A 21,043-nucleotide genomic window follows, 5' to 3' on the forward strand; every position below is an offset into this window, starting at 1 on the left:
AGCTTTTTCACCTTGAAACTTTTTCGGGCGCCCCGCCTGGGGGCGCCGTTTTTGGAACCGTCCGCATGAAAGCTTCCCGTTTCTTTATCGGCACCCTGAAAGAGGCACCCGCCGACGCAGAGATCGTCAGCCACAAGCTGATGGTCCGCGCCGGCATGATCCGCCGCGTCGCCGGCGGCATCTACAACTACCTGCCGGTCGGCCTGCGTTCGATTCGCAAGGTCGAGGCGATCGTGCGCGAGGAAATGAACCGGGCGGGCGCCATCGAGCTGCTGATGCCGGCCGTGCAGCCGGCCGAGCTGTGGCAGGAGTCGGGCCGCTGGGAGCAGTACGGCCCCGAGTTGCTGCGCTTCAAGGACCGCAAGGACAACGATTTCGTGATCGGGCCGACGCACGAGGAAGTCGTCACCGACATCGCGCGCAACCAGATCAAGAGCTACCGGCAGATGCCGGTGAATTTCTACCAGATCCAGACGAAGTTCCGCGACGAGATCCGTCCGCGCTTCGGCGTGATGCGCGGCCGCGAATTCATCATGAAGGACGCGTATTCGTTCGACAAGGATGCGGCGGGCCTGAACGAGTCGTACCGCAAGATGTATGACGCGTACGTGCGCATCTTCACGCGCCTCGGCCTCGAGTTCCGGGCGGTCGCGGCCGACAGCGGCTCGATCGGCGGCAACTTCTCGCACGAATTCCACGTGATCGCCGATACCGGCGAGGACGCGATCGCGTACTGCCCGACGTCCGAATTCGCGGCGAACGTCGAGGCGGCCGAAGCGCTGCCGCTGATTGCCGAGCGCGCGGCGCCGGCCGAAGCGATGGAAAAGGTCGCGACGCCCGGCAAGGCGAAGTGCGAGGCCGTCGCCGAATTGCTGGGCATCCCGCTCGAGCGCACGATCAAGTCGATCGTGCTCGCGACCGACAACGAAGGCGCCGAGCCGACCATCTGGCTCGTGATGCTGCGCGGCGATCACGACCTGAACGAGATCAAGGTGTCGAAGCTGCCGGGCCTGAAGAACCACCGCTTCGCGACCGAGCAGGAAATCGTCGAGTGGTTCGGCACGCCGCCGGGCTACCTCGGCCCGGTCGGCACGAAGAAGCCGGTGAAGGTGATCGCGGACCGCACGGTCGCGAACATGAGCGACTTCGTCGTCGGCGCGAACGAGGTCGACTATCACATCGCCGGCGTGAACTGGGGCCGCGACCTGCCGGAGCCCGAAGTCGCCGACGTGCGCAACGTGAAGAAGGGCGACCCGTCGCCGGACGGCAAGGGTGCGATCGACATCTGCCGCGGCATCGAAGTCGGCCACGTGTTCCAGCTCGGCACCAAGTACTCGGAAGCGATGGGCGCGACGTTCCTCGACGAGTCGGGCAAGCCGCAGCCGATGCTGATGGGCTGCTACGGCGTCGGCATCACGCGTATTCTCGGCGCGGCGATCGAGCAGAACTTCGACGATCGCGGCATCGTCTGGCCCGAGTCGATCGCGCCGTTCGAGGTCGTGCTGTGCCCGATGGGCTATGACCGCAGCGACATGGTGCGCGAGACGGCCGACAAGCTGTACGCGGAACTCGTCGCGGCTGGCATCGACGTGATCCTCGACGATCGCGGCGAACGTCCGGGCGTGATGTTCGCCGACTGGGAGCTGATCGGCGTGCCGCATCGTCTCGTGATCGGCGAGCGCGGCCTGAAGGAAGGCAAGATCGAGTACCAGGGCCGCCGCGACACCGAAGCGACGCTGCTGCCGGCCGACACGGCCGCGGCGACGGTCGCGGAGAAGATCCGCGCCGCGCTCGCGCACTAAGCGCGGCGACCGGGGGACACGATGGAATACACGTTCCTGTCGGCCACCGTGCTCCTCGTGCTGATTACGGATCCGCTCGGCAATATCCCGCTGTTCATCACGGCGATGCGCGACGTGCCGCGCGAACGGCGCGTGAAGCTGATCCTGCGGGAAGTGGGAATCGCGTTCGTGATCCTGCTGTTCTTCATGCTGGTCGGCGATCGCTTCCTGCGGATGATGAGCCTCACCGACCTGTCGCTGCGGCTCGGCGGCGGGATCGTGCTGTTCCTGATCGCGCTGCGGATGATCTTCCCGCATCCGGACGGCGCGCTCGGCAGCGATCCGCGCGCGGGCGGCGAGCCGTTCATCGTGCCGCTTGCGATTCCGGCGCTGGCCGGGCCGTCCGCACTTGCGACGGTGATGCTGCTGACGTCGCAGGCGCCCGGGAAGATGTTCGAGTGGGTCGGTGCGCTGACGGTCACGATGGTCGTCTGCGCGATCACGCTGGTGCTGGCCGAAAGGATTCAGGGTTGGCTCGGCGAGCGGACCGTCGCCGCGTTCGAGCGTCTGATGGGCCTCGTGCTCGTCGCGATCTCGGTCGAGATGCTGCTGGCAGGCATTCGCGCGTTCGTGCACCAGTTGCAGCCGTAGCGCGGGCGGTGCGGTCGACGAAAAAAGCGGCGCTCCGGGAAACCGGAGCGCCGCTTTCTATTTATATAGCCGGCGGGGCGGCGATCAGACGTCCGCGGTCAGCGCGCGGATCGTCGGCAGGTTGCGCCAGTAGCCCTTGGCGTCCATCCCGCAGCCGAACACGTAGCGGTCCGGCACCGAGAAGCCGCAGAAGTCGGGGTGCAGCGGTTTCGCCTTCGCGAGCGTCTTCTCGCACAGCACGGCCGACATGAAGCGCTGCGCGCCCATGTCGAGGATGCGGTCGCGGATCGCTGCCATCGTCTCGCCTTCGTCGAGGATGTCGTCGAGCACGAGCACGATGCGGTCCTTCACCGATTCGCGCGGCGCGACGCGCCAGTGCATCTCCGGGCTGCCCTGCGTCGTGTTGCGGTAGCGGGTCAGGTGGATGTAGTCGAATTCGAGCGGGAAATCGAGATGCGGCAGCAGCATCCCGGTAAACACCGCGGCGCCGCCCATCACCGAGAGAACGAGCGGGAACGCGTCGCCGATCTCGGCGCGGATCGCGTCGGCCATCTTCGAGATCGACGCGTTGACGGCGTCGGCCGAGACGATCTCTTCGGAGTGGTCGAAAATGTGGAGGGCTTCTTCGCGGTTCATGTGTTCTGGCGGGCAGTCGGTATACAAATAAGGATGAAGCAGAACGGCAGGCGCGCGCTACGGCAAAAACCCGCGCGCCGGCCGACGGGCGAAATCAGCGCATGCCGGGCATCATGCCCTTCAGGCCGCGCATCATCTTCTGCATGTTGCCGCCCTTCAGCTTCTTCATCATCGTACGCATCTGGTCGTACTGGTTCAGCATCCGGTTGACTTCCTGCACCGGCACGCCCGCGCCGGCTGCAATGCGACGCTTGCGCGTCGCCTTGATGATTTCGGGTTTCGCGCGCTCGGCAGGCGTCATCGAGCTGATGATGCCTTCCATCCGGCGGATCGACTTCTCGGCCTGGCCCATGTCGGCGCCGGCCGCCGCCTGCTGGAACTGCGCGGGCAGTTTGTCCATCAGCGACGACAGGCCGCCCATGTTCTTCATCTGCGAGATCTGCGCGCGGAAATCGTTCAGGTCGAAGTCGCCGCCCTTCTTGACCTTGTCGGCGAGCTTCTGCGCGGCCTGGACATCGACGCCGCGCTGCGCTTCCTCGACGAGCGCGAGGATGTCGCCCATGCCGAGGATCCGGTTGGCCATCCGGTCGGGGTGGAACACCTCGAGGCCGTCGAGCTTCTCGGCGACGCCGACGAACTTGATCGGCTTGCCCGTGATGTGGCGCACCGACAGCGCGGCGCCGCCGCGCGAGTCGCCGTCGAGCTTGGTCAGCACGACGCCGGTGAGCGGCAGCGTGTCGTTGAACGCCTTCGCGGTGTTGACCGCGTCCTGGCCGAGCATCGCGTCGACGACGAACAGCGTTTCGGCCGGCTTCAGCGCACCGTGCAGCGCGGCGATTTCCTGCATCATCGCTTCGTCGATGCCGAGACGGCCGGCCGTGTCGACGATCAGCACGTCGTGGTAGTGGCGCTTCGCCCAGTCGACGGCCGCGAGCGCGATGTCGACAGGCTTCTGGTCCGGCGTGGACGGGAAGAAGTCGGCGCCGACCTGTTCGCTCACCGTTTTCAGCTGCATGATCGCGGCCGGGCGATACACGTCGCACGACACGGTCAGCACCTTCTTCTTGTACTTCTCGCGCAGCAGCTTCGCGAGCTTGCCGGCGGTCGTGGTCTTGCCCGCGCCCTGCAGGCCGGCCATCAGGATCACGGCGGGCGGCGTGACCGCGAGATTCAGCTCGGCGGCCTTGCCTTCGTAGTCGCCGCCGATCACGGCGGTCAGTTCCTTCTGGACCACGCCGACGAGCGCCTGGCCCGGCGACAGGCTGCTGATCACTTCTTCGCCGAGCGCCTTTTCCTTGACCTTGGCGATGAATTCGCGGACGACCGGCAGCGACACGTCGGCTTCCAGCAGCGCAAGACGCACCTCGCGGAGCATCTCCTGCGTGTTCGCCTCGGTGAGCCGGGCCTCGCCGCGCAGCGTCTTGACGACGCGCGCCATCCGTTGAGTGAGATTGTCGAGCATGGGGAGCGATGGACAGTGGGGCCCGAAGGCGCGGCGGAACCGAACAAAGGGAGCCGTCGCGGGAAGGGGCCTAGTGTAAACTTCGAACATGGATATTGTACTGTATGCCCTCACCGCATTCCTGTACGGCGGCCTCGCCGTCGCCGGCTGGCGCGCGCACCGCCAGGGTGCGACGCCGCTCGTCGCGAGCGTGCCGGCCGTGCCGGTCCCCGCGTCCGCCGCGTCCGGGATGAGCGGGGCCGGCCGCGCGCTGCTGTTCGCCGCGCTGGTCGCGCACGGCGTGCTGCTCCACATGACGATCTTCCCGAACGACGCGATGGTGTTCGGCTTCGCGTTCGCGCTGTCCGCGATGTTCTGGCTCGGCGCCGGCATCTACTGGATCGAGAGTTTCTTCTTCCCGCTCGACAGCCTGCGCCTGCTGGTGTTGCCGCTCGCGTGCGGCGCGTCGCTGCTGCCGCTCGTGTTCGGCGGCGTGCGGGTGCTTCCTTATGCCGCGGCGCCGCTGTTCAAGCTGCATTTCCTGATCGCGAACATCGCATACGGGCTGTTCGCGATCGCCGCGCTGCACGCGATCCTGATGCTGATGGTCGAGCGGCGCCTGCAGTCGCTGCGCAGCGGCGGGCGCGACGGCTCGACGGGCTGGATCGCGAGCTGGCTCGAAACGCTGCCGCCGCTGCTCACGCTCGAGAAGCTGCTGTTCCGCCTGATCGGCGCCGGCTTCGTGCTGCTGACGCTGACGCTCGCGTCGGGCATTCTGTTCAGCGAGCAGGTCGACGCGCGCGCGTTGCGGCTCGACCACAAGACGGTGTTCGCGATCCTGTCGTGGCTGATGTTCGGCGGCCTGCTGATTGCCCGCAAGACGTCGGGCTGGCGCGGCCGCGGCGCCGCGCGCTGGGTGCTCGTGTCGTTCGCCGCGTTGCTGCTCGCGTATGTCGGCAGCCGGTTCGTTTTCGAGGTGCTGCTGCACCGCTCCGTGGTTTGACCGCAGGTTTCCGATGCGACAGATTCTTCTCCTGATCCTCCTCGTCTTCGCGGGTTCGTGGCTCGCGCGCAAACTGCGCCATGCGCAGGAACAGGCGCAGGCGCGCGCCGGCCGCGGCGCCGGTTACGACGGCGCACCCGGCGCCGGCGCCGCGCGCCCGAACGGCGACGCGCGATCGCTGCCCGAGCCGATGGTGCGCTGCGCCGAATGCGGCGTGCATGCGCCGAAGGGCGACGCCGTCGCCGCGAGCGGCGAATACTTCTGCAGCGCCGAGCATGCGCGGCGCCACGCCGCGCGCGTGAACGGTCACGACGCCCGATGAGCGACGCGCCGGTGTTGTCGTTCGATGCGAACGGCTGGGTGCGCGAAGCGCGCCATGCGCCGTCGCCGAACTTCGAGATGCGGCCCGCGGGGGCGGTGCCGACGCTCGTGGTCGTCCACAACATCAGCCTGCCGCCCGGCGAATTCGGCGGCGACGCGATCGAGGCGCTGTTCCTGAATCGCCTCGACTGCGATGCGCACCCCTATTACCGGAGCCACCTGCGCGGCGTGCGCGTGTCCGCCCATTTCCTGATCCGCCGCGACGGCGAGCTCGTGCAGTTCGTGTCGTGCGACGAGCGCGCGTGGCACGCGGGCTCGTCCGAGTTCTTCGGCCGCACGCGCTGCAACGACTTCTCGATCGGCATCGAGCTCGAAGGGGCGGACGACGTGCCGTTCGACGATGCGCAATACGCCGTGCTCGCCGCGCTCTCCCGCGCGCTCGCCGCGCGCTACCCGGTCGACGCGTTCGCGGGGCACTCGGACGTCGCGCCGGGCCGCAAGACCGACCCGGGCCCGCACTTCGATTGGCAACGCTTCGCGAGCGATGCCGGTTTTTCCGCCGAATACTTTCCTTTCCGTCAGCACTGATCGCGGGGTTTTTTGATCGGAGAAAGTTTTTTCTCCGATCAATGCCTTGCCGTGTCTGCGCGTGAGCGATGTCAAGACCTCTATCGCAAATTATCCGTTTGGACGTCCTCCGAATGTCCACTATACTTGGTGCCAGTTGAGCAGTTCTGCACTAGATATAGTGTGTGTTGCAGGGGGAAACCCGAGCGGCACCGGCCGGCGGGCAACGCCGGCGGACAGGGTTCTCAAGGCGGCGCGTCAGGCCGGGCGGTCCGGGCGTCGCGACCAGCGCAGCGAATATCGACGGGGCAGGGTATACATGACGAAGCACACGACCGGCCGGGTTGTCGCGCATCGACCGAACCGGCTTCCCCGGCGCATCGCTCGCCTCTTACCGCTCGCGCACCGCATGGCGCGGCGTTCGTTTTAATCCGCGGTTCTCTCCGCACCATCCAACACCAGGAGCTTTGCACATGCAAACCACCGACAACGCGACGTCCCAGTACGAGAGCGCCTCGAGCCGTCCGCTCGGCGGGACCGAACAGGGCGCGAAGGCGCTCGCGCCGCAGGCCACGTTCGCCGACTACAAGGTGATCCGCCGCAACGGCAGCGTCGTGTCGTTCGAACCGTCGAAGATCGCGATCGCGGTGACCAAGGCTTTCCTGGCCGTCAATGGCGGGCAGGGCGCGGCATCGGCGCGCGTACGCGAGCAGGTCGAACAACTGACGCACAACGTCGTGCGCGCGCTCGTGCGCAGCCGCCCGAACGGCGGTACGTTCCATATCGAAGACATCCAGGACCAGGTCGAACTCGCGCTGATGCGCGGCGGCGAGCACAACGTCGCGCGTGCGTACGTGCTGTATCGCGAGAAGCGCCACCTCGAGCGCCAGCATGCGGGCGAGGAAGCGGCGGCCGCGGGCGGCGAGTCGACCACCGGCATCAACGTGGTCGACAACGGCGTCACGCGCCCGCTCGACCTGAACGCGCTGCGCGCGCTGATCGTGTCGGCGTGCGACGGCCTCGGCGCTGCGGTTAACCCTGACCCGATCGTCGCGGAGACGGTGAAGAACCTGTACGACGGCGTGCCGATGAGCCAGGTCTACGACTCGGCGATCCTCGCGGCGCGCACGATGATCGAAAAGGATCCGGCATACAGCCAGGTCACGGCCCGCATCCTGCTGCACACGATCCGCCGCGAGATCCTCGGCGAGGAAGTCGTGCAGGCCGAGATGTCGACCCGCTATGCCGAATACTTCCCGCAGTTCCTGAAGCGCGGCGTCGACGCCGGCCTGCTCGACGACAAGCTGCTGCAGTTCGACCTGAAGCGCCTGGGCGAAGCCCTCGACGCGAACCGCGACCTGCAGTTCGGCTATCTCGGCCTGCAGACGCTGTACGACCGCTACTTCCTGCACGTCGAAGGCACCCGCATCGAAATGCCGCAGGCATTCTTCATGCGCGTCGCGATGGGCCTGTCGCTGAACGAGATCGACCGCGAAACGCGCGCGATCGAGTTCTACAACGTGCTGTCGAGCTTCGACTTCATGAGCTCGACGCCGACGCTGTTCAACTCGGGCACGCACCGCTCGCAGCTGTCGTCGTGCTACCTGACGACGGTCGCGGACGATCTGGACGGCATCTATGAAGCGCTGAAGGAAAACGCGCTGCTGTCGAAGTTCGCCGGCGGCCTCGGCAACGACTGGACGCGCGTGCGCGCACTCGGCTCGCATATCAAGGGCACGAACGGCAAGTCGCAAGGCGTGGTGCCGTTCCTGAAGGTCGTGAACGACACGGCCGTCGCGGTGAACCAGGGCGGCAAGCGCAAGGGCGCGGTCTGCGCGTACCTCGAATCGTGGCACCTCGACATCGAGGAGTTCCTGGAGCTGCGCAAGAACACCGGCGACGACCGCCGCCGTACGCACGACATGAACACGGCGAACTGGATTCCCGACCTGTTCATGAAGCGCGTGATGGAAGGCGGCGAGTGGACGCTGTTCTCGCCGTCGACCTGCCCGGACCTGCACGACAAGTTCGGCGCGGAATTCGAGGCGGCTTACACGGCTTACGAAGACAAGGTCGCACGCGGCGAGATCAAGCTGTTCAAGAAGATCCCGGCGCAGCAGCTGTGGCGCAAGATGCTCGGCATGCTGTTCGAGACGGGCCACCCGTGGATCACGTTCAAGGATCCGTGCAACGTGCGCTCGCCGCAGCAGCACGTCGGCGTCGTCCACTCGTCGAACCTGTGCACGGAAATCACGCTGAACACGAGCGATACCGAAATCGCGGTGTGCAACCTGGGCTCGGTGAACCTCGTCGCCCACCTGGTGAAGCAGGCCGACGGCAGCTACGCGCTCGACCACGACAAGCTGAAGCGCACGATCAGCGTCGCGATGCGCATGCTCGACAACGTGATCGACATCAACTACTACGCGGTGCCGAAGGCGCGTAACTCGAACCTGAAGCACCGCCCGGTGGGCCTGGGCATCATGGGCTTCCAGGACTGCCTGCACCTGCTGCGCACGCCGTACGCGTCGGAAGCGGCGGTCGAGTTCGCCGACCGTTCGATGGAAGCCGTCTGCTACTACGCGTATTACGCGTCGACCGAGCTGGCCGAAGAGCGCGGCCGCTACTCGAGCTACCGCGGCTCGCTGTGGGATCGCGGCATCCTCCCGCAGGACACGCTGAAGCTGCTGACGGAAGCGCGCGGCGGCTACGTCGAGGTCGACACGTCGGAATCGCTCGACTGGACGACGCTGCGTTCGCGGATCGCCGCGCACGGCATGCGCAACTCGAACTGCGTCGCGATCGCGCCGACGGCGACGATCTCGAACATCATCGGCGTGTCGGCCTGTATCGAGCCGACCTTCCAGAACCTGTACGTGAAGTCGAACCTGTCGGGCGAATTCACGGTGGTGAACGAGTATCTCGTCCGCGACCTGAAGGAACGCGGCCTGTGGGACGAAGTGATGGTCGCCGACCTGAAGTACTTCGACGGCATGCTGTCGCGCATCGACCGCATCCCGGCCGATTTGCGCGCGATCTACGCGACCGCGTTCGAGGTCGACCCGACGTGGCTGGTCGAAGCGGCATCGCGTCGCCAGAAGTGGATCGACCAGGCGCAATCGCTGAACATCTACATGGGCGGCGCATCGGGCAAGAAGCTCGACGAGGTCTACAAGCTCGCATGGCTGCGCGGCCTGAAGACGACCTACTACCTCCGCACGATGGCGGCGACGCACGTCGAGAAGTCGACGGTCGCACACGGCGCGCTGAACGCAGTGCCGACGGGCGGTGCAGGCAGCGGCGGCTCGGGCGGCGGCGCGCAAGGTGCAGCGGGTGGCTTCGGTGCGGCAGGCGGCGATGCGTCGTCGGGCGTGGTGAACGCGGCGCCGGCACTCGCGCCGGTCGAAGCAGACGGTCCGGTGTGCACGATGCGTCCGGGCGATCCCGGCTTCGACGAATGCGAAGCGTGCCAGTAACGCAGTGCGCCTGATCTGAGAAAGCAGGCCGGCGCGGCGCACACGACGACCGATCGAGGTTGAAGTGTGCGCCGCTCTCAACTAAAAAAATGATAAGGAATCTGTAACGCGACACCTGCGTTGCAGGCAGCGACAAGCGATCGAAACATCCCCGACGGCGTCGCGTTTCGATCGGCGTTCGATGCGTCGAGCGCACCTCGCGATACAAGCGCGACGCACATCGCGCACTGCATGAACGACGATGCGTTGCTCAAAGTGTTGTATCGAGGTCGCAACGCGAATCGAAAAAAGGATTTTTCGTGAGCGAACCCTTTTATCGCTCAGGAAAAGATGGTACAAACCGTTCTAAATTGATGGTGAGAATTTATGCTCAACTGGGATGACGAGAAGACTGCCGTAACCCCCGCGAGCGGAGCGCAGCAAAACGCGATGCGCACCTCCGCCGGGATGGCTGTCGGAATGCAGGCTGCAACGCCTGCCGCCCATCAGGTCCGCGACATTTTCGAAGGCGATCTTGCGGTGCCGCCGCAAGCATCGGCTGTTCCCGCCGGCGGTTCGGAAGCGCGGGTCAATGTTGCCGACAAGCGCATCATCAACGGCCAGACTGACGTCAATCAGTTGGTGCCGTTCAAGTACAAGTGGGCGTGGGAAAAGTATCTGGCCGGTTGCGCGAACCACTGGATGCCGCAGGAAATCAACATGTCCCGCGACATCGCGCTGTGGAAGGACCCGAACGGTCTGACCGAGGACGAGCGCCGCATCGTGAAGCGCAACCTCGGCTTCTTCGTGACGGCCGATTCGCTCGCGGCGAACAACATCGTGCTCGGCACGTATCGCCACATCACGGCGCCCGAGTGCCGGCAGTTCCTGCTGCGCCAGGCGTTCGAGGAAGCGATCCACACGCACGCGTACCAATACATCGTCGAATCGCTCGGTCTCGACGAAGGCGAGATCTTCAACGCGTACCACGAGGTACCGTCGATCCGCGCGAAGGACGAATTCCTGATCCCGTTCATTCATACGCTGACGGACCCGGCCTTCAAGACCGGCACGCTCGAAGCGGATCAGAAGCTGCTGAAGTCGCTGATCGTGTTCGCCTGCATCATGGAAGGCCTGTTCTTCTATGTCGGGTTTACGCAGATCCTCGCACTCGGCCGCCAGAACAAGATGACGGGTGCTGCAGAGCAATATCAGTACATCCTGCGCGACGAGTCGATGCACTGCAACTTCGGCATCGACCTGATCAACCAGATCAAGCTCGAAAACCCGCATCTCTGGACCGCGGAATTCCGCGCCGAGATCCGCGAGCTGTTCAAGCAGGCTGTCGAACTCGAATACCGCTACGCCGAAGACACGATGCCCCGCGGCGTGCTGGGTTTGAACGCGTCGATGTTCAAGAGCTATCTGCGTTTCATCAGCAACCGCCGTTGCCAGCAGATCGGCCTCGACCCGCTGTTCCCGAACGAGGAGAACCCGTTCCCGTGGATGAGCGAGATGATCGACCTGAAGAAGGAACGCAACTTCTTCGAGACGCGTGTGATCGAGTATCAGACGGGGGGCGCGCTGTCCTGGGAATGACCCGCAGCAGCGAACCCGTTACATGATGGAGCAGCCGGTGGCCTCTCGGCCCCGGCCCAAGGTTTAGGAGCAAGAACGCCTGATGCAAAGCATGCCCGGTGCCTTAACGGCCCAACGATACGACAGGCACTTTGCGAACCCTTCAGTGGGATGGGCAAACTTCCCTCCGGAAAAAGCGGGCGGCCGTGTGGCGGTCCGCTTGATCAAGCGATTAGGGGTAGCGGCGCGAGGTGCGCCGGCTACCGACTTGATTTGGCGCGCGAGGCCATGGGGTCACGCGCGCCATACCGTATTCATTAGCGTAAGCGCGCGGTATCTGCGTACGCCGATGAATAGCCCGCTTCGAAGCGCACGTCCTGAACAGCGTCCGCGGGAAGCGGGTTTTGACGAAGGGTGTAGTTTGAACTGACTCTCATCTGAACCTGAAGGAGAACAACATGGCTACTGCCAAGAAGAAACCGGCTGCTAAGAAAGTTGCTGCCAAGAAGACCGTTGCGAAGAAGGCCGCTGCTCCGGCGAAGAAGGCCGCAGTGAAGAAGGTTGCTGCGAAGAAGGTCGCGGTGAAGAAGGTTGCCGCGAAGAAGGCAGCACCGGCGAAGAAGGCCGCTGCAAAGAAGGTCGCAGCCAAGAAGGTCGCAACGAAGAAGGTTGCAGCGAAGAAAGTCGCGGTGAAGAAGGTTGCTGCGAAGAAGGCAGCACCGGCCAAGAAGGCCGCTGCGAAGAAGGTTGCAGCGAAGAAAGTCGCAGTGAAGAAGGTTGCTGCGAAGAAGGCCGCACCGGCGAAGAAGGCTGCTGCGAAGAAGGCCGCACCGGCGAAGAAGGCTGCTGCGAAGAAGGCCGCGCCGGCGAAGAAGGCTGCCGCGAAGAAGGCCGCGCCCGCCAAGAAGGCTGCCCCTGCGAAGAAGGCCGCCGCACCGGCGAAGAAGGCTGCTGCACCGAAGAAGGCCGTCGTGAAGAAGGCTGCGCCGGCAACGACCGCGTCGACCGCATCGGTTGCGCCGGCATCGGGCGTGAAGACCGCGCTCAACCCGGCAGCGGCATGGCCGTTCCCGACCGGCAGCCGTCCGTAATCGCGGCTGAGCAGCATCACCCGGACACTCACGTGGTGTCCGTGGGTTGAGTAGCGCTACTCAATCAATCCCGCCATCTGGCTCAGGTGGCGGGATTTTTTTCGTCCGTCTGGTCGCCGATGGGGCGCCGGTGGGCTGGCCGACGCGAGCGCGGACGAGAACGGGCGGACGAAAAAAAACGCATGTGCGGCTTCGCACATGCGTTCGACTGCGGCTTGCGCCGCGTGCTGAGGATACCCGTCAGTGCGTGACGCGCGTGACGCCGCCGCTCGACAGCAGGCGCACGCGCTCGCCGGCGCGGAACGCTTCGCCGCTTGCCGCCTGCGTGATCGAGCGCAGATCGCCGTTGTCGAGGCGCACGGTGATTTCGACACCGTTCGCCGTGCTGAGGTTTTCGCCGACCGCGTTACCCGCGACCGCACCGACGAGGCCGCCGGCGATCGCCGTCAGGATCGAGCCTTTGCCGCCGCCGATCGCGCTGCCCGCGACCGCGCCGAGCGCGCCGCCGCCGAGCGTGCCGATCGCGCTGCCGCCGCCGTCGGACTGAATGCGCACCGCACGGACGCTTTCGACCGTGCCCATGCGGACCGTCTGTTCGCGCTGCGCCTGGCCGACGCTATAGACATCCGCCGAACCGGGCGCCGTGAAGCAGCCGGCGAGGGTCAGCGTGGCCGTCAGCATGGCCGCAAGCGTGAGGGTTTTTTTCGTCAACATCTTTGCTCTCCCACAATATTCATTTGAGACTGTAACCGAATGCAGTCTCGAAGCGTGCGTCGATTTCGGCGCGCGTCAGTACGTAAGTCTGGGGCCCTTGATGGGCGATCTTGAGCGAGCCCATCAGGCTCGCAAGGCGGCCGGTGGTTGCCCAGTCGAAGCCTTGCTCGATGCCGTACAGCAGGCCACCCCGGAAGGCGTCGCCGCAGCCGGTCGGATCGGCGATGCGCTCTGCCGGCACGACCGGAATCTGTTCCGCACCCTGCTTGTGGCGGATGGTCGCGCCGTGCTCGCCACGCGTGATGACGAGGGCGTCGACCCGGCTGGCGATTTCATCTTCGGACCATCCCGTCTTGTCGCTCACCAGCTTGGCCTCGTAGTCGTTGACCGCAACATAGGTCGCAAGTTCAATGCTGCGGCGCAGCGTCGCACCGTCGAACAGCGGCAGGCCCTGGCCCGGATCGAACACGAACGGCACACCGGCCTGGGCCAGCTCTTCCACGTGCTGCACCATCCCGTCGAAGCCGTCCGGGCCGACGATCGCGAGCTTGATGTCCGGCGCGTCACCCGCGTGGTTCAGGTGCGATTGCATCATCGCGCCGGGGTGGAACGCCGCGATCTGGTTGTTGTCGAGATCGGTCGTGATCATCGCCTGCGCGGTGTACGTATCGGGCAGCACGCGAACGTGGTCGCGACGCAGGCCGAGATCATCGAACCGGTCGAGATACGGCTGCGCATCCAGCGCGCCCATCGTGCCCATGATGCGCGCGTCGCCGCCGAGCAGGTGCAGCGCGTACCCGATGTTGCCCGCGCAGCCGCCGAATTCGCGGCGCATCGTCGGCACGAGGAAGCTCAGGTTGATGAGGTGCACCTGGTCGGGCAGGATGTGCTCGCGGAACCGCCCTTCGAAGGTCATGATGGAGTCGTAGGCGATCGAGCCGCAAATCAGCGTAGCCAAGGTGTGCGTTCCTGTAGAAATGAGGGGCCCTGCGCGACAACGCCGCGCGAAGGGCGCGGCGCGGCAGGGGGAAAGCGGAAGAAAGCTTACTTCAGTGCGGCGAGCGCTGCATCGTAGTTCGGCTCGTCCTTGATTTCGCTGACGAGTTCCGCATGGATCACCTTGTCCTGCGCGTCGAGCACGACCACCGCGCGTGCGGTCAGGCCGTTCAGCGGGCCGCTCGTCACGTCGACGCCGTACGCGTTTGCGAACGCGCGGCCGGTGCGGAACGTCGATGCCGTCACGACGTTCTCGAGGCCTTCGGTCGTGCAGAAGCGCGTGGCGGCGAACGGCAGGTCGGCGGACACGACCACCACCACCGTGTTGTCGAGCGACGACGCGGCTTCGTTGAACTTGCGGGTCGACGTCGCGCAGGTCGGCGTGTCGAGGCTCGGCACGATGTTCAGCACCTTGCGCTTGCCGGCGAAGCTGGCGAGCGACAGATCGGCGAGGTCCTTGCCGACCAGCTTGAAATCGGCGGCTTGCGCACCGACGGCCGGGAACGTGCCGGCGAGATCGATCGGGTTGCCACCCAGCGTAACTTTGCTCATGTTCGTGCTCCGAAATAGCGCGCCGCTCGGGCGCGCGGGTTGAGACGGGCGCGCAAGCGCGCCGCGGCGCGTCACGGATAGAAGATCTGGACGCGGAAATTCGAGGCGGGCGTGCCGTTCGTGTCGAGGCGGACGACCATCGTCTGCGTCGTGCCGGGCGGCAGCCCGGCGTCGATCGGCGTGCCCGGGCGCACGTAGTCGCGCGGCGCGAGCACGCGGCGCACGGTGACGTGATTGGTGTCGTCGAGCAGCGTGAGTTCGAGCGACGGGTACGCGAGCGCGACGCGGTAGCGGTTCGTCAGCGGCACCTTCAGTTCGAGCTTGCGCGGGCCGTCGAGCTGGCGCAGGTCGGTCGCGTCGAGCCGCAGCCCGTCGATTGCGCGCGGCGGCGCGACCGTGCAGCCGAGCGGCGCACAGGCCTGCCGGAACCAGCTCTGTGTGACGGGCCAGTAGATCATCAGCGCTTCGCGCTGCCACCACGCCAGTTGCACGACGAGCAGGCCGACCAGCGCGGCCGCGACGAGGCCGCCGAAAAAGCCGCCGAGCATTCCGCGTCGCTGCGGCGCGCGCGTCTCGCGCGTGACGGCGAAGTGCGGACGATCGTCGTCGGTCGGTGCGGCGGGGAACGGGACGGCCGGTTGGACGGCCGGTTGGACGGCCGGTTCATCGGTTGCCGCTGCGGCCGGGGCCTTGTCGTGTCGGGCGAGGGTGTCGGATTCCGATGCGGCTTCGGCTTCGGCGACGGCCGGTGCGGGCGTGAACGCAAAGCGCGGTTCGCGCGGCGCGCGTTCGTCGTCCGGCACGGCGAAGTGCACGTGGCCGACGGGTTCGGCCGGTTCGGTGGCGATTTCCGTTTCCGACGGACGGTGGGCGACGAAGCGGGGCTCGCGCGGGTCGCGCTCGACGAGCGAGGGCCCGGCTGCTTCGGTTTCGTGCGGTTCGTGCCGCGTTTGCGGCGAATGCGGTTCGGCCTGTTGCTCGACGGCAGCCGATGAATCGAGCTCGGCCGGAGAGGTCGCGAACGGCGCGGGCGTACCCGACAGGTGGACGACGCCGGCTTCCGTGGACGGGAGCGCGAGCGGTATCAGCGGCTCGGTGCGCACGGTTTCGGCGCTGTGCTGCAGCGACGGATCGACGCCGGCGTCGAGCCACGGCGCCCACATGTCCCAGCCTTCCGACTTGTAATCGGTGCCGGTCGGCAATCCGGCCGGCGCATCGGCGGTGAACAGTCGAACCGGGGCGGCCTGCTGGCGTGCGTCGCTGTCATGCGGCGCGGCAGCCGGTTCCGTCAAGGCCGGTTCGGGCTGCTGCGCGTACTCGGGAACGAGCGATTCGGAAGCGTTGAAGACTTCGTGACAATGCCCGCAGCGCACGAGCCCCTGATGCAGCGAGAGCTGTTCCTGCTGCAGCCGGAAGACGGTTTCGCAATGAGGGCAGCGCGTCGCAAGGAGCATGTCGAGCCGGGCGGCCTGCTGGCCAGAGTGAAGGACAGCGCTATTCTAATGGCTTTCGCGGCGGGTTCCGGCGAGGCATACCCAACCTTCGTGTTCGCGCCAGACCGAGATGTCGACGTAGCGCGCATAAACGGCCGCAACCTCGTCCGCCTGGCGCGCGAGCACGCCAGACAGCGCGATGCGGCCGCCCGGCTTGACCTTCGACGCGAGCATCGATGCCATCAGCTTCAGCGGATTCGACAGGATGTTCGCGACGACGATGTCGAATTCGCCGTCCGGGCATGCATCGGGCAGCCCGTACGTGACTTCCGCCCGGTTGCGTTCGCTGTTCTGGCGCGCCGATTCGACCGCCTGCGGATCGATGTCGATGCCGATCACGGGGTTCGCCCCGCATTTCTTCGCGAGGATCGCGAGGATGCCCGAGCCGCAGCCGTAGTCGAGCACCGACTGGCCGGGCTTCACCGACTGTTCGAGCCACTCCATGCAAAGGCGCGTGGTGGGGTGGCTGCCGGTGCCGAACGCGAGGCCGGGGTCGAGTTCGAGGACGAGCGCATCGGGATCGGGCGCATCGTGCCACGACGGCACGACCCAGATCCGCTCGCCGATCGGGATCGGCTCGAACTGCGATTGCGTGAGCCGCACCCAGTCCTGCTCCTCGACGTCGCGCACGACGAACGCCGGTGTCTCGGCGATGCCGATTTCGTTCGCGGCCGCCGCGAGCAGCACGGCCGGTTCATGGTCGGCCGACAGCAGCGCGACCACGCGCGAGTGCTGCCACGCAGTGCGATCGGGCACGAGGCCCGGCTCGCCGAAGAGCGGCTGTTCGTCGGGCGTGTCGGCGTCGGCATCTTCGACGGACACCGACAGCGCGCCGAGCTCGAGCAGTGCGTCGGACAGGGCCTCCGCATGCTCGCGGGCCAGTTCGACGACGAGTTCGCGATAACCCATGCTTACGCTTCTTCCGGTGCGACCTGCTGCTTCTGTGCGAGCCGGTTTTCGAGGTAATGGATGCTGGTGCCGCCTTCGACGAACTTCGAGTCGATCATCAGCTCGCGATGCAGCGGGATGTTGGTCTGGATGCCTTCGACGACCATTTCCGACAGCGCGATGCGCATCCGGCGGATCGCCTGCTCGCGCGTCGCGCCGTAGGTGATCAGCTTGCCGATCATCGAATCGTAGTTCGGCGGCACGAAATAGCCATTGTAGGCGTGCGAGTCGACGCGCACGCCGGGGCCGCCCGGCGTATGCCACGACGTGATCCGGCCCGGCGACGGCGTGAACTTGAACGGATCTTCGGCGTTGATCCGGCATTCGATCGCATGCCCGCGGAACTGGATGTCGCGCTGGCGCAGCGCGAGCTTCTCGCCGGCTGCGATGCGGATCTGTTCCTGCACGATGTCGACGCCGGTGATGAGTTCCGATACTGGGTGCTCGACCTGCACGCGCGTGTTCATCTCGATGAAGTAGAACTCGCCGTTTTCGTACAGGAATTCGAAGGTGCCCGCGCCGAGGTAGCCCATCTTCTTGCACGCGTCCGCGCAGCGGTCGCCGATGCGGTCGATCAGGCGGCGCGGAATGCCGGGCGCCGGCGCTTCCTCGATCACCTTCTGGTGGCGGCGCTGCATCGAGCAGTCGCGCTCGCCGAGCCAGATCGCGTTCTTGTGCGCGTCCGACAGCACCTGGATCTCGATGTGGCGCGGGTTCTCGAGGAACTTCTCCATGTACACCTGCGGGTTGCCGAACGCACGGCCGGCTTCCTCGCGGGTCATGTTGACCGCGTTGACGAGCGCGGCCTCGGTGTGCACGACGCGCATCCCGCGCCCGCCGCCGCCGCCCGCCGCCTTGATGATGACCGGATAGCCGATCGCGCGCGCAATCTTGACGATCTCCTTCGGATCTTCCGGCAATGCGCCTTCCGAGCCCGGCACGCACGGCACGCCGGTCTTGATCATCGTCTGCTTCGCGGTGACCTTGTCGCCCATCATGCGGATCGTTTCCGGGCGCGGGCCGATGAACGTGAAGCCCGACTGCTCGACGCGCTCCGCGAAATCGGCGTTCTCCGACAGGAAGCCGTAGCCGGGGTGGATCGCCTCGGCATCGGTCACTTCCGCGGCGCTGATCAGCGCCGGCATGTTCAGGTAGCTCAGGTTCGACGGGGCCGGGCCGATACAGACGGCTTCGTCCGCGAGGCGCACGTACTTGGCTTCCTTGTCGGCTTCCGAGTAGACGACCACCGTCTTGACGCCGAGTTCGCGGCACGCGCGCTGGATGCGCAGCGCGATTTCACCGCGGTTGGCAATGAGGATTTTTTCAAACATAGCGAGTATTCGTCTCTTCGAGGGGCGCGCGAGCGGCGCCTGGCGAGCGTCGGCGGCGCGCGGCGGCAGGGCCGCGCGGCGGGCTTAGCCGATCACGAAAAGCGGCTGGCCGTATTCGACGGCCTGGCCGTTCTCGACGAGGATTTCCTTGATCACGCCGGCCTTGTCCGACTCGATCTCGTTGAGCAGCTTCATCGCTTCGATGATGCAGATCGTCTGGCCTTCCTTGACCGTGTCGCCGGCCTGCACGAACGGGTCGGCGCCCGGCGACGGCGCGCGATAGAACGTGCCGACCATCGGCGACGTCACGACGTGGCCCTGCGGGGCGGCCGGTGCGGCCGGGGCGCCGGCTGCCGGCGCCGCCGCTGCACCATCGGTCGGCAGCGCGGCCGACGGCGCCGGCGCGCTGACTTGCGGGGCATACCCAGCCGTCGGCTGCACGTAGACCGGCGGCGCGTTCTTGACGATGCGCACCTTGCCTTCGCCTTCCGTCACTTCCAGCTCGGAGATGCCGGATTCGGAAACGAGGTCGATCAGAGTTTTCAGCTTACGAAGATCCATCGGGAATTCCCCTTTCAATACGTGAAAGCGCCGGTTAGGGGCCGGCGCTGAATCTAGATCGCGAAATCAGCCGCGCGACGCGCCTTGCAGCTTGTCCAGCGCGTACTCGAGCGCGTACAGATAACCTTTCCAGCCGAGCCCGCAGATCACGCCTTCGGCCTGGTCGGAAAAGTAGGAGTGGTGCCTGAACGCTTCGCGGCGATGCACGTTCGACAAGTGAACCTCGACGAACGGGATGCCGACGCCGGCGATCGCGTCCCGGATCGCAACGCTCGTATGCGTATACGCGGCCGGATTGATCAGGATGAAATCGGTCTGTTCCTCCCGCGCGGCCTGGATGCGGTCGACCAGCGCGCCTTCATGGTTGCTCTGGAACGACGACAGTTCGGCGCCGGCTTCCCGGGCGCGCGCGGCAAGCGCCTGATCGATCTGCGCGAGCGTGACGCGGCCATACACCTCCGGTTCCCGGGTGCCGAGAAGGTTCAGGTTGGGGCCGTGCAGCACCAGCAATCGTGTCATGGTCGCTTCTATTTCTGCGGAATTGCGCGAACTTTAGCGCTATTTAGAGAAATTTGTCTAGTTTTGCCGAACGGCCGGGCGCGCGGGCCCTGCAAGAATTACCGGTGTCGATGCGCAGTATCGGCGAATTCACGCGAAATTGCGGCGATCGACCTGCAAATCGCCGTCAACGCGCAGGCCGCCATTCGCGCCGATTACAGCGCGTCGAGCGTCTTTTTCAGCTCGGCCGGCTGGATTTGTCCCAATTTTGTCTCGCGCACCTTGCCGGTTTCGTCGATGACGACGGTAAACGGCAGCGCACCGGCGGTATTTCCGAAATTTCGGGCCAGATCGGCGCCCGCATAGCCGCTGACGAAGACCGGATAGTCAACCTTCACCTTCTGCAGGAAGTTCTTCACGTTCTGCTCGGAATCGACGCCGATCCCGACGAAACGGATGCCTTTCTGTTTGTACTGATGCGACAGCGCCACGAGCTCGGGCATCTCCTCGACGCACGGGCCGCACCACGACGCCCAGAAATTGACGACGACTTTCTGGCCCTTGAACGCGGCCAGCGTGGCCGGCTTGCCGTCGATGCCGGTGAGCGACGACGCCCACAGCTGGTCGACCGGGTTGCCGTGGGCGGCCGGTGCCGCGACGGCGACGCCGTCGTCGGCCGTGCCGCGGAACCAGTGGCCGGCGGCAATCCCGCCGGCGACGGCGGCGGCCGCGACCACCGCGAGCGCCAACATGCGTTTCATCATCATCGTTGAATCATTCCGGTTCGGAAGGGGCCTGGCTCGCGTCGACGAGCGCGCGCAGCGCGGCGGCATCCGCGCGGGCGACGCGGCCGCGCGCGTCGGCCTTCACCGCGCCGCGCAGATCGTCGCTCGCATAGAGCGCGAGATGGATGCCGATCGCGTCCATGTCGCGTCGCGGGCGCCACAGGAAACTGAGCGTCTCGACGTCGCCGCGGCCCGCGAAATGCCGCGTCTCCGACACGTCGTACTGGACGTTCTGGTTCAGCAGGTAGATCGCGACGTCCTTCGGGTTGTCGGTGAATGCCTGCAAATGGATATCCGAATGCGCGTTCGCGGTGCCGTTCAGCACGGCGCCCGTCACATAAGGATGGAACTCGGCGAGCCGGCGCATCCAGTCGAGCGCGATCTCGCGCAGGCGGCGCAGTTCGTCCGGCTGCGTGTCGCTCTGGAACAGCGCGAGGTACTCGCGCAGTTCTTCCTCGATCTGGTCGTTATCCGGCAGCCATTCGCCGGCAACGCGCGAATCGCCCAGCAACTGGCGCGCGGCCTTGCGCTTCGCACCGGCGTAGTCCTGGCCATCCTCCGCGATCAGGCGGGCGGCTGACTGGGCGATTTCCTCGCGGACGCGCCGCGGGTCGACAAGAGGTTTGCGAGACATGATCCGG

21 protein-coding genes are annotated in these 21,043 nt (G+C 65.9%); 9 read left to right on the plus strand and 12 right to left on the minus strand.

Going from position 1 to position 21,043, the window contains the following annotated elements; translation table 11 throughout:
• Positions 1–65 precede the first annotated feature (65 nt).
• Positions 66–1,802, plus strand: a complete 1,737-nt coding sequence (locus WT24_RS24175) for a proline--tRNA ligase (protein WP_059500922.1) — start codon at positions 66–68, stop codon at positions 1,800–1,802.
• A 21-nt stretch (positions 1,803–1,823) separates the two neighbouring features.
• A complete protein-coding gene (locus tag WT24_RS24180; protein ID WP_059500923.1) occupies positions 1,824–2,432 on the plus strand; it encodes a MarC family protein in 609 nt (202 codons plus the stop codon).
• Positions 2,433–2,516: 84 nt separating this feature from the next.
• On the opposite strand, the gene WT24_RS24185 is transcribed toward WT24_RS24180, so the two are convergent.
• Both WT24_RS24185 and ffh read right to left on the minus strand, forming a co-directional pair.
• Complete coding sequence (locus tag WT24_RS24185; RefSeq protein WP_059500924.1) at positions 2,517–3,068, minus strand: hypoxanthine-guanine phosphoribosyltransferase; 552 nt, start codon at positions 3,066–3,068, stop codon at positions 2,517–2,519.
• A 94-nt stretch (positions 3,069–3,162) separates the two neighbouring features.
• On the minus strand, positions 3,163–4,530 hold the full coding sequence (gene ffh / locus WT24_RS24190; protein ID WP_059779123.1) for a signal recognition particle protein: 1,368 nt from the start codon (positions 4,528–4,530) through the stop codon (positions 3,163–3,165).
• Between the two features lie 88 nt (positions 4,531–4,618).
• Between ffh and WT24_RS24195 the strand changes: the two genes are divergently transcribed.
• The 7 genes from WT24_RS24195 (at position 4,619) to WT24_RS24225 (ending at position 12,524) form a co-directional block, all read left to right on the plus strand.
• On the plus strand, positions 4,619–5,512 hold the full coding sequence (locus WT24_RS24195; RefSeq protein ID WP_034206348.1) for an inner membrane protein YpjD: 894 nt from the start codon (positions 4,619–4,621) through the stop codon (positions 5,510–5,512).
• A gap of 13 nt (positions 5,513–5,525) precedes the next feature.
• The gene (locus WT24_RS24200) at positions 5,526–5,834 is read left to right on the plus strand and encodes a PP0621 family protein (RefSeq protein WP_059500926.1); all 309 of its coding nucleotides are present in this window, start codon (positions 5,526–5,528) and stop codon (positions 5,832–5,834) included.
• Positions 5,831–6,421: a 1,6-anhydro-N-acetylmuramyl-L-alanine amidase AmpD gene (gene ampD / locus WT24_RS24205; RefSeq protein WP_059500927.1), complete on the plus strand. Its 591-nt coding sequence runs from the start codon at positions 5,831–5,833 to the stop codon at positions 6,419–6,421. Before WT24_RS24200 ends, ampD begins: the two co-directional genes overlap by 4 nt.
• A 452-nt stretch (positions 6,422–6,873) precedes the next feature.
• Entirely contained in the window at positions 6,874–9,876 is a 3,003-nt protein-coding gene (locus WT24_RS24210; protein WP_059500928.1) for a ribonucleoside-diphosphate reductase subunit alpha, read from the plus strand.
• A gap of 366 nt (positions 9,877–10,242) precedes the next feature.
• Positions 10,243–11,454: a ribonucleotide-diphosphate reductase subunit beta gene (locus tag WT24_RS24220; RefSeq protein WP_059500930.1), complete on the plus strand. Its 1,212-nt coding sequence runs from the start codon at positions 10,243–10,245 to the stop codon at positions 11,452–11,454.
• 82 nt (positions 11,455–11,536) lie between these two features.
• Complete coding sequence (locus WT24_RS33575; RefSeq protein WP_082741881.1) at positions 11,537–11,863, plus strand: hypothetical protein; 327 nt, start codon at positions 11,537–11,539, stop codon at positions 11,861–11,863.
• A 28-nt stretch (positions 11,864–11,891) separates the two neighbouring features.
• Complete coding sequence (locus WT24_RS24225; protein ID WP_034206353.1) at positions 11,892–12,524, plus strand: histone H1-like repetitive region-containing protein; 633 nt, start codon at positions 11,892–11,894, stop codon at positions 12,522–12,524.
• Positions 12,525–12,764: 240 nt separating this feature from the next.
• Here WT24_RS24225 and WT24_RS24230 read toward each other — a convergent pair whose 3' ends face one another.
• From WT24_RS24230 to WT24_RS24275, 10 genes are all read right to left on the minus strand, one after another.
• Positions 12,765–13,238: a glycine zipper 2TM domain-containing protein gene (locus tag WT24_RS24230; RefSeq protein ID WP_006476977.1), complete on the minus strand. Its 474-nt coding sequence runs from the start codon at positions 13,236–13,238 to the stop codon at positions 12,765–12,767.
• A gap of 19 nt (positions 13,239–13,257) precedes the next feature.
• Positions 13,258–14,196: a carbohydrate kinase family protein gene (locus WT24_RS24235; protein WP_059500931.1), complete on the minus strand. Its 939-nt coding sequence runs from the start codon at positions 14,194–14,196 to the stop codon at positions 13,258–13,260.
• An 86-nt stretch (positions 14,197–14,282) separates the two neighbouring features.
• Positions 14,283–14,786 carry a thiol peroxidase gene (gene tpx, locus WT24_RS24240; protein WP_059500932.1) on the minus strand — a complete coding sequence of 168 codons (504 nt, stop codon included), beginning with the start codon at positions 14,784–14,786 and terminating at the stop codon, positions 14,283–14,285.
• 71 nt (positions 14,787–14,857) lie between these two features.
• The gene (locus WT24_RS24245; protein ID WP_060036091.1) at positions 14,858–16,240 is read right to left on the minus strand and encodes a zinc-ribbon and DUF3426 domain-containing protein; all 1,383 of its coding nucleotides are present in this window, start codon (positions 16,238–16,240) and stop codon (positions 14,858–14,860) included.
• 45 nt (positions 16,241–16,285) lie between these two features.
• Entirely contained in the window at positions 16,286–17,188 is a 903-nt protein-coding gene (gene prmA, locus WT24_RS24250; RefSeq protein WP_059500934.1) for a 50S ribosomal protein L11 methyltransferase, read from the minus strand.
• Between the two features lie 2 nt (positions 17,189–17,190).
• Positions 17,191–18,558, minus strand: a complete 1,368-nt coding sequence (gene accC, locus WT24_RS24255; RefSeq protein WP_059500935.1) for an acetyl-CoA carboxylase biotin carboxylase subunit — start codon at positions 18,556–18,558, stop codon at positions 17,191–17,193.
• Between the two features lie 84 nt (positions 18,559–18,642).
• Complete coding sequence (gene accB, locus WT24_RS24260) at positions 18,643–19,119, minus strand: acetyl-CoA carboxylase biotin carboxyl carrier protein (protein ID WP_034206358.1); 477 nt, start codon at positions 19,117–19,119, stop codon at positions 18,643–18,645.
• Between the two features lie 66 nt (positions 19,120–19,185).
• Entirely contained in the window at positions 19,186–19,638 is a 453-nt protein-coding gene (aroQ, locus tag WT24_RS24265) for a type II 3-dehydroquinate dehydratase (RefSeq protein ID WP_027783493.1), read from the minus strand.
• Between the two features lie 194 nt (positions 19,639–19,832).
• Positions 19,833–20,384: a TlpA disulfide reductase family protein gene (locus WT24_RS24270; RefSeq protein WP_059500936.1), complete on the minus strand. Its 552-nt coding sequence runs from the start codon at positions 20,382–20,384 to the stop codon at positions 19,833–19,835.
• A 7-nt stretch (positions 20,385–20,391) separates the two neighbouring features.
• Positions 20,392–21,036 (minus strand): hypothetical protein, encoded by a 645-nt coding sequence (locus WT24_RS24275; RefSeq protein ID WP_059500937.1) that lies wholly within the window; start codon positions 21,034–21,036, stop codon positions 20,392–20,394.
• Between the last annotated feature and the right edge of the window lie 7 nt (positions 21,037–21,043).

The organism is Burkholderia sp. MSMB1078WGS (genome assembly GCF_001528895.1).
Lineage (GTDB): Bacteria > Pseudomonadota > Gammaproteobacteria > Burkholderiales > Burkholderiaceae > Burkholderia.

What these genes read in the sequence shown, in the direction of transcription:
- ffh (WP_059779123.1), bottom strand. Translation starts at nt 4,530, where the DNA reads ATGCTCGACAATCTCACTCAACGGATGGCGCGCGTCGTCAAGACGCTG.
- WT24_RS24230 (WP_006476977.1), bottom strand. Translation starts at nt 13,238, where the DNA reads ATGTTGACGAAAAAAACCCTCACGCTTGCGGCCATGCTGACGGCCACG.
- WT24_RS24210 (WP_059500928.1), top strand. Translation starts at nt 6,874, where the DNA reads ATGCAAACCACCGACAACGCGACGTCCCAGTACGAGAGCGCCTCGAGC.
- accC (WP_059500935.1), bottom strand. Translation starts at nt 18,558, where the DNA reads ATGTTTGAAAAAATCCTCATTGCCAACCGCGGTGAAATCGCGCTGCGC.
- tpx (WP_059500932.1), bottom strand. Translation starts at nt 14,786, where the DNA reads ATGAGCAAAGTTACGCTGGGTGGCAACCCGATCGATCTCGCCGGCACG.
- WT24_RS33575 (WP_082741881.1), top strand. Translation starts at nt 11,537, where the DNA reads ATGCAAAGCATGCCCGGTGCCTTAACGGCCCAACGATACGACAGGCAC.
- WT24_RS24245 (WP_060036091.1), bottom strand. Translation starts at nt 16,240, where the DNA reads ATGCTCCTTGCGACGCGCTGCCCTCATTGCGAAACCGTCTTCCGGCTG.
- ampD (WP_059500927.1), top strand. Translation starts at nt 5,831, where the DNA reads ATGAGCGACGCGCCGGTGTTGTCGTTCGATGCGAACGGCTGGGTGCGC.
- accB (WP_034206358.1), bottom strand. Translation starts at nt 19,119, where the DNA reads ATGGATCTTCGTAAGCTGAAAACTCTGATCGACCTCGTTTCCGAATCC.
- WT24_RS24225 (WP_034206353.1), top strand. Translation starts at nt 11,892, where the DNA reads ATGGCTACTGCCAAGAAGAAACCGGCTGCTAAGAAAGTTGCTGCCAAG.
- WT24_RS24275 (WP_059500937.1), bottom strand. Translation starts at nt 21,036, where the DNA reads ATGTCTCGCAAACCTCTTGTCGACCCGCGGCGCGTCCGCGAGGAAATC.
- WT24_RS24200 (WP_059500926.1), top strand. Translation starts at nt 5,526, where the DNA reads ATGCGACAGATTCTTCTCCTGATCCTCCTCGTCTTCGCGGGTTCGTGG.
- WT24_RS24185 (WP_059500924.1), bottom strand. Translation starts at nt 3,068, where the DNA reads ATGAACCGCGAAGAAGCCCTCCACATTTTCGACCACTCCGAAGAGATC.
- WT24_RS24220 (WP_059500930.1), top strand. Translation starts at nt 10,243, where the DNA reads ATGCTCAACTGGGATGACGAGAAGACTGCCGTAACCCCCGCGAGCGGA.
- WT24_RS24270 (WP_059500936.1), bottom strand. Translation starts at nt 20,384, where the DNA reads ATGATGATGAAACGCATGTTGGCGCTCGCGGTGGTCGCGGCCGCCGCC.
- WT24_RS24180 (WP_059500923.1), top strand. Translation starts at nt 1,824, where the DNA reads ATGGAATACACGTTCCTGTCGGCCACCGTGCTCCTCGTGCTGATTACG.
- aroQ (WP_027783493.1), bottom strand. Translation starts at nt 19,638, where the DNA reads ATGACACGATTGCTGGTGCTGCACGGCCCCAACCTGAACCTTCTCGGC.
- WT24_RS24195 (WP_034206348.1), top strand. Translation starts at nt 4,619, where the DNA reads ATGGATATTGTACTGTATGCCCTCACCGCATTCCTGTACGGCGGCCTC.
- WT24_RS24175 (WP_059500922.1), top strand. Translation starts at nt 66, where the DNA reads ATGAAAGCTTCCCGTTTCTTTATCGGCACCCTGAAAGAGGCACCCGCC.
- prmA (WP_059500934.1), bottom strand. Translation starts at nt 17,188, where the DNA reads ATGGGTTATCGCGAACTCGTCGTCGAACTGGCCCGCGAGCATGCGGAG.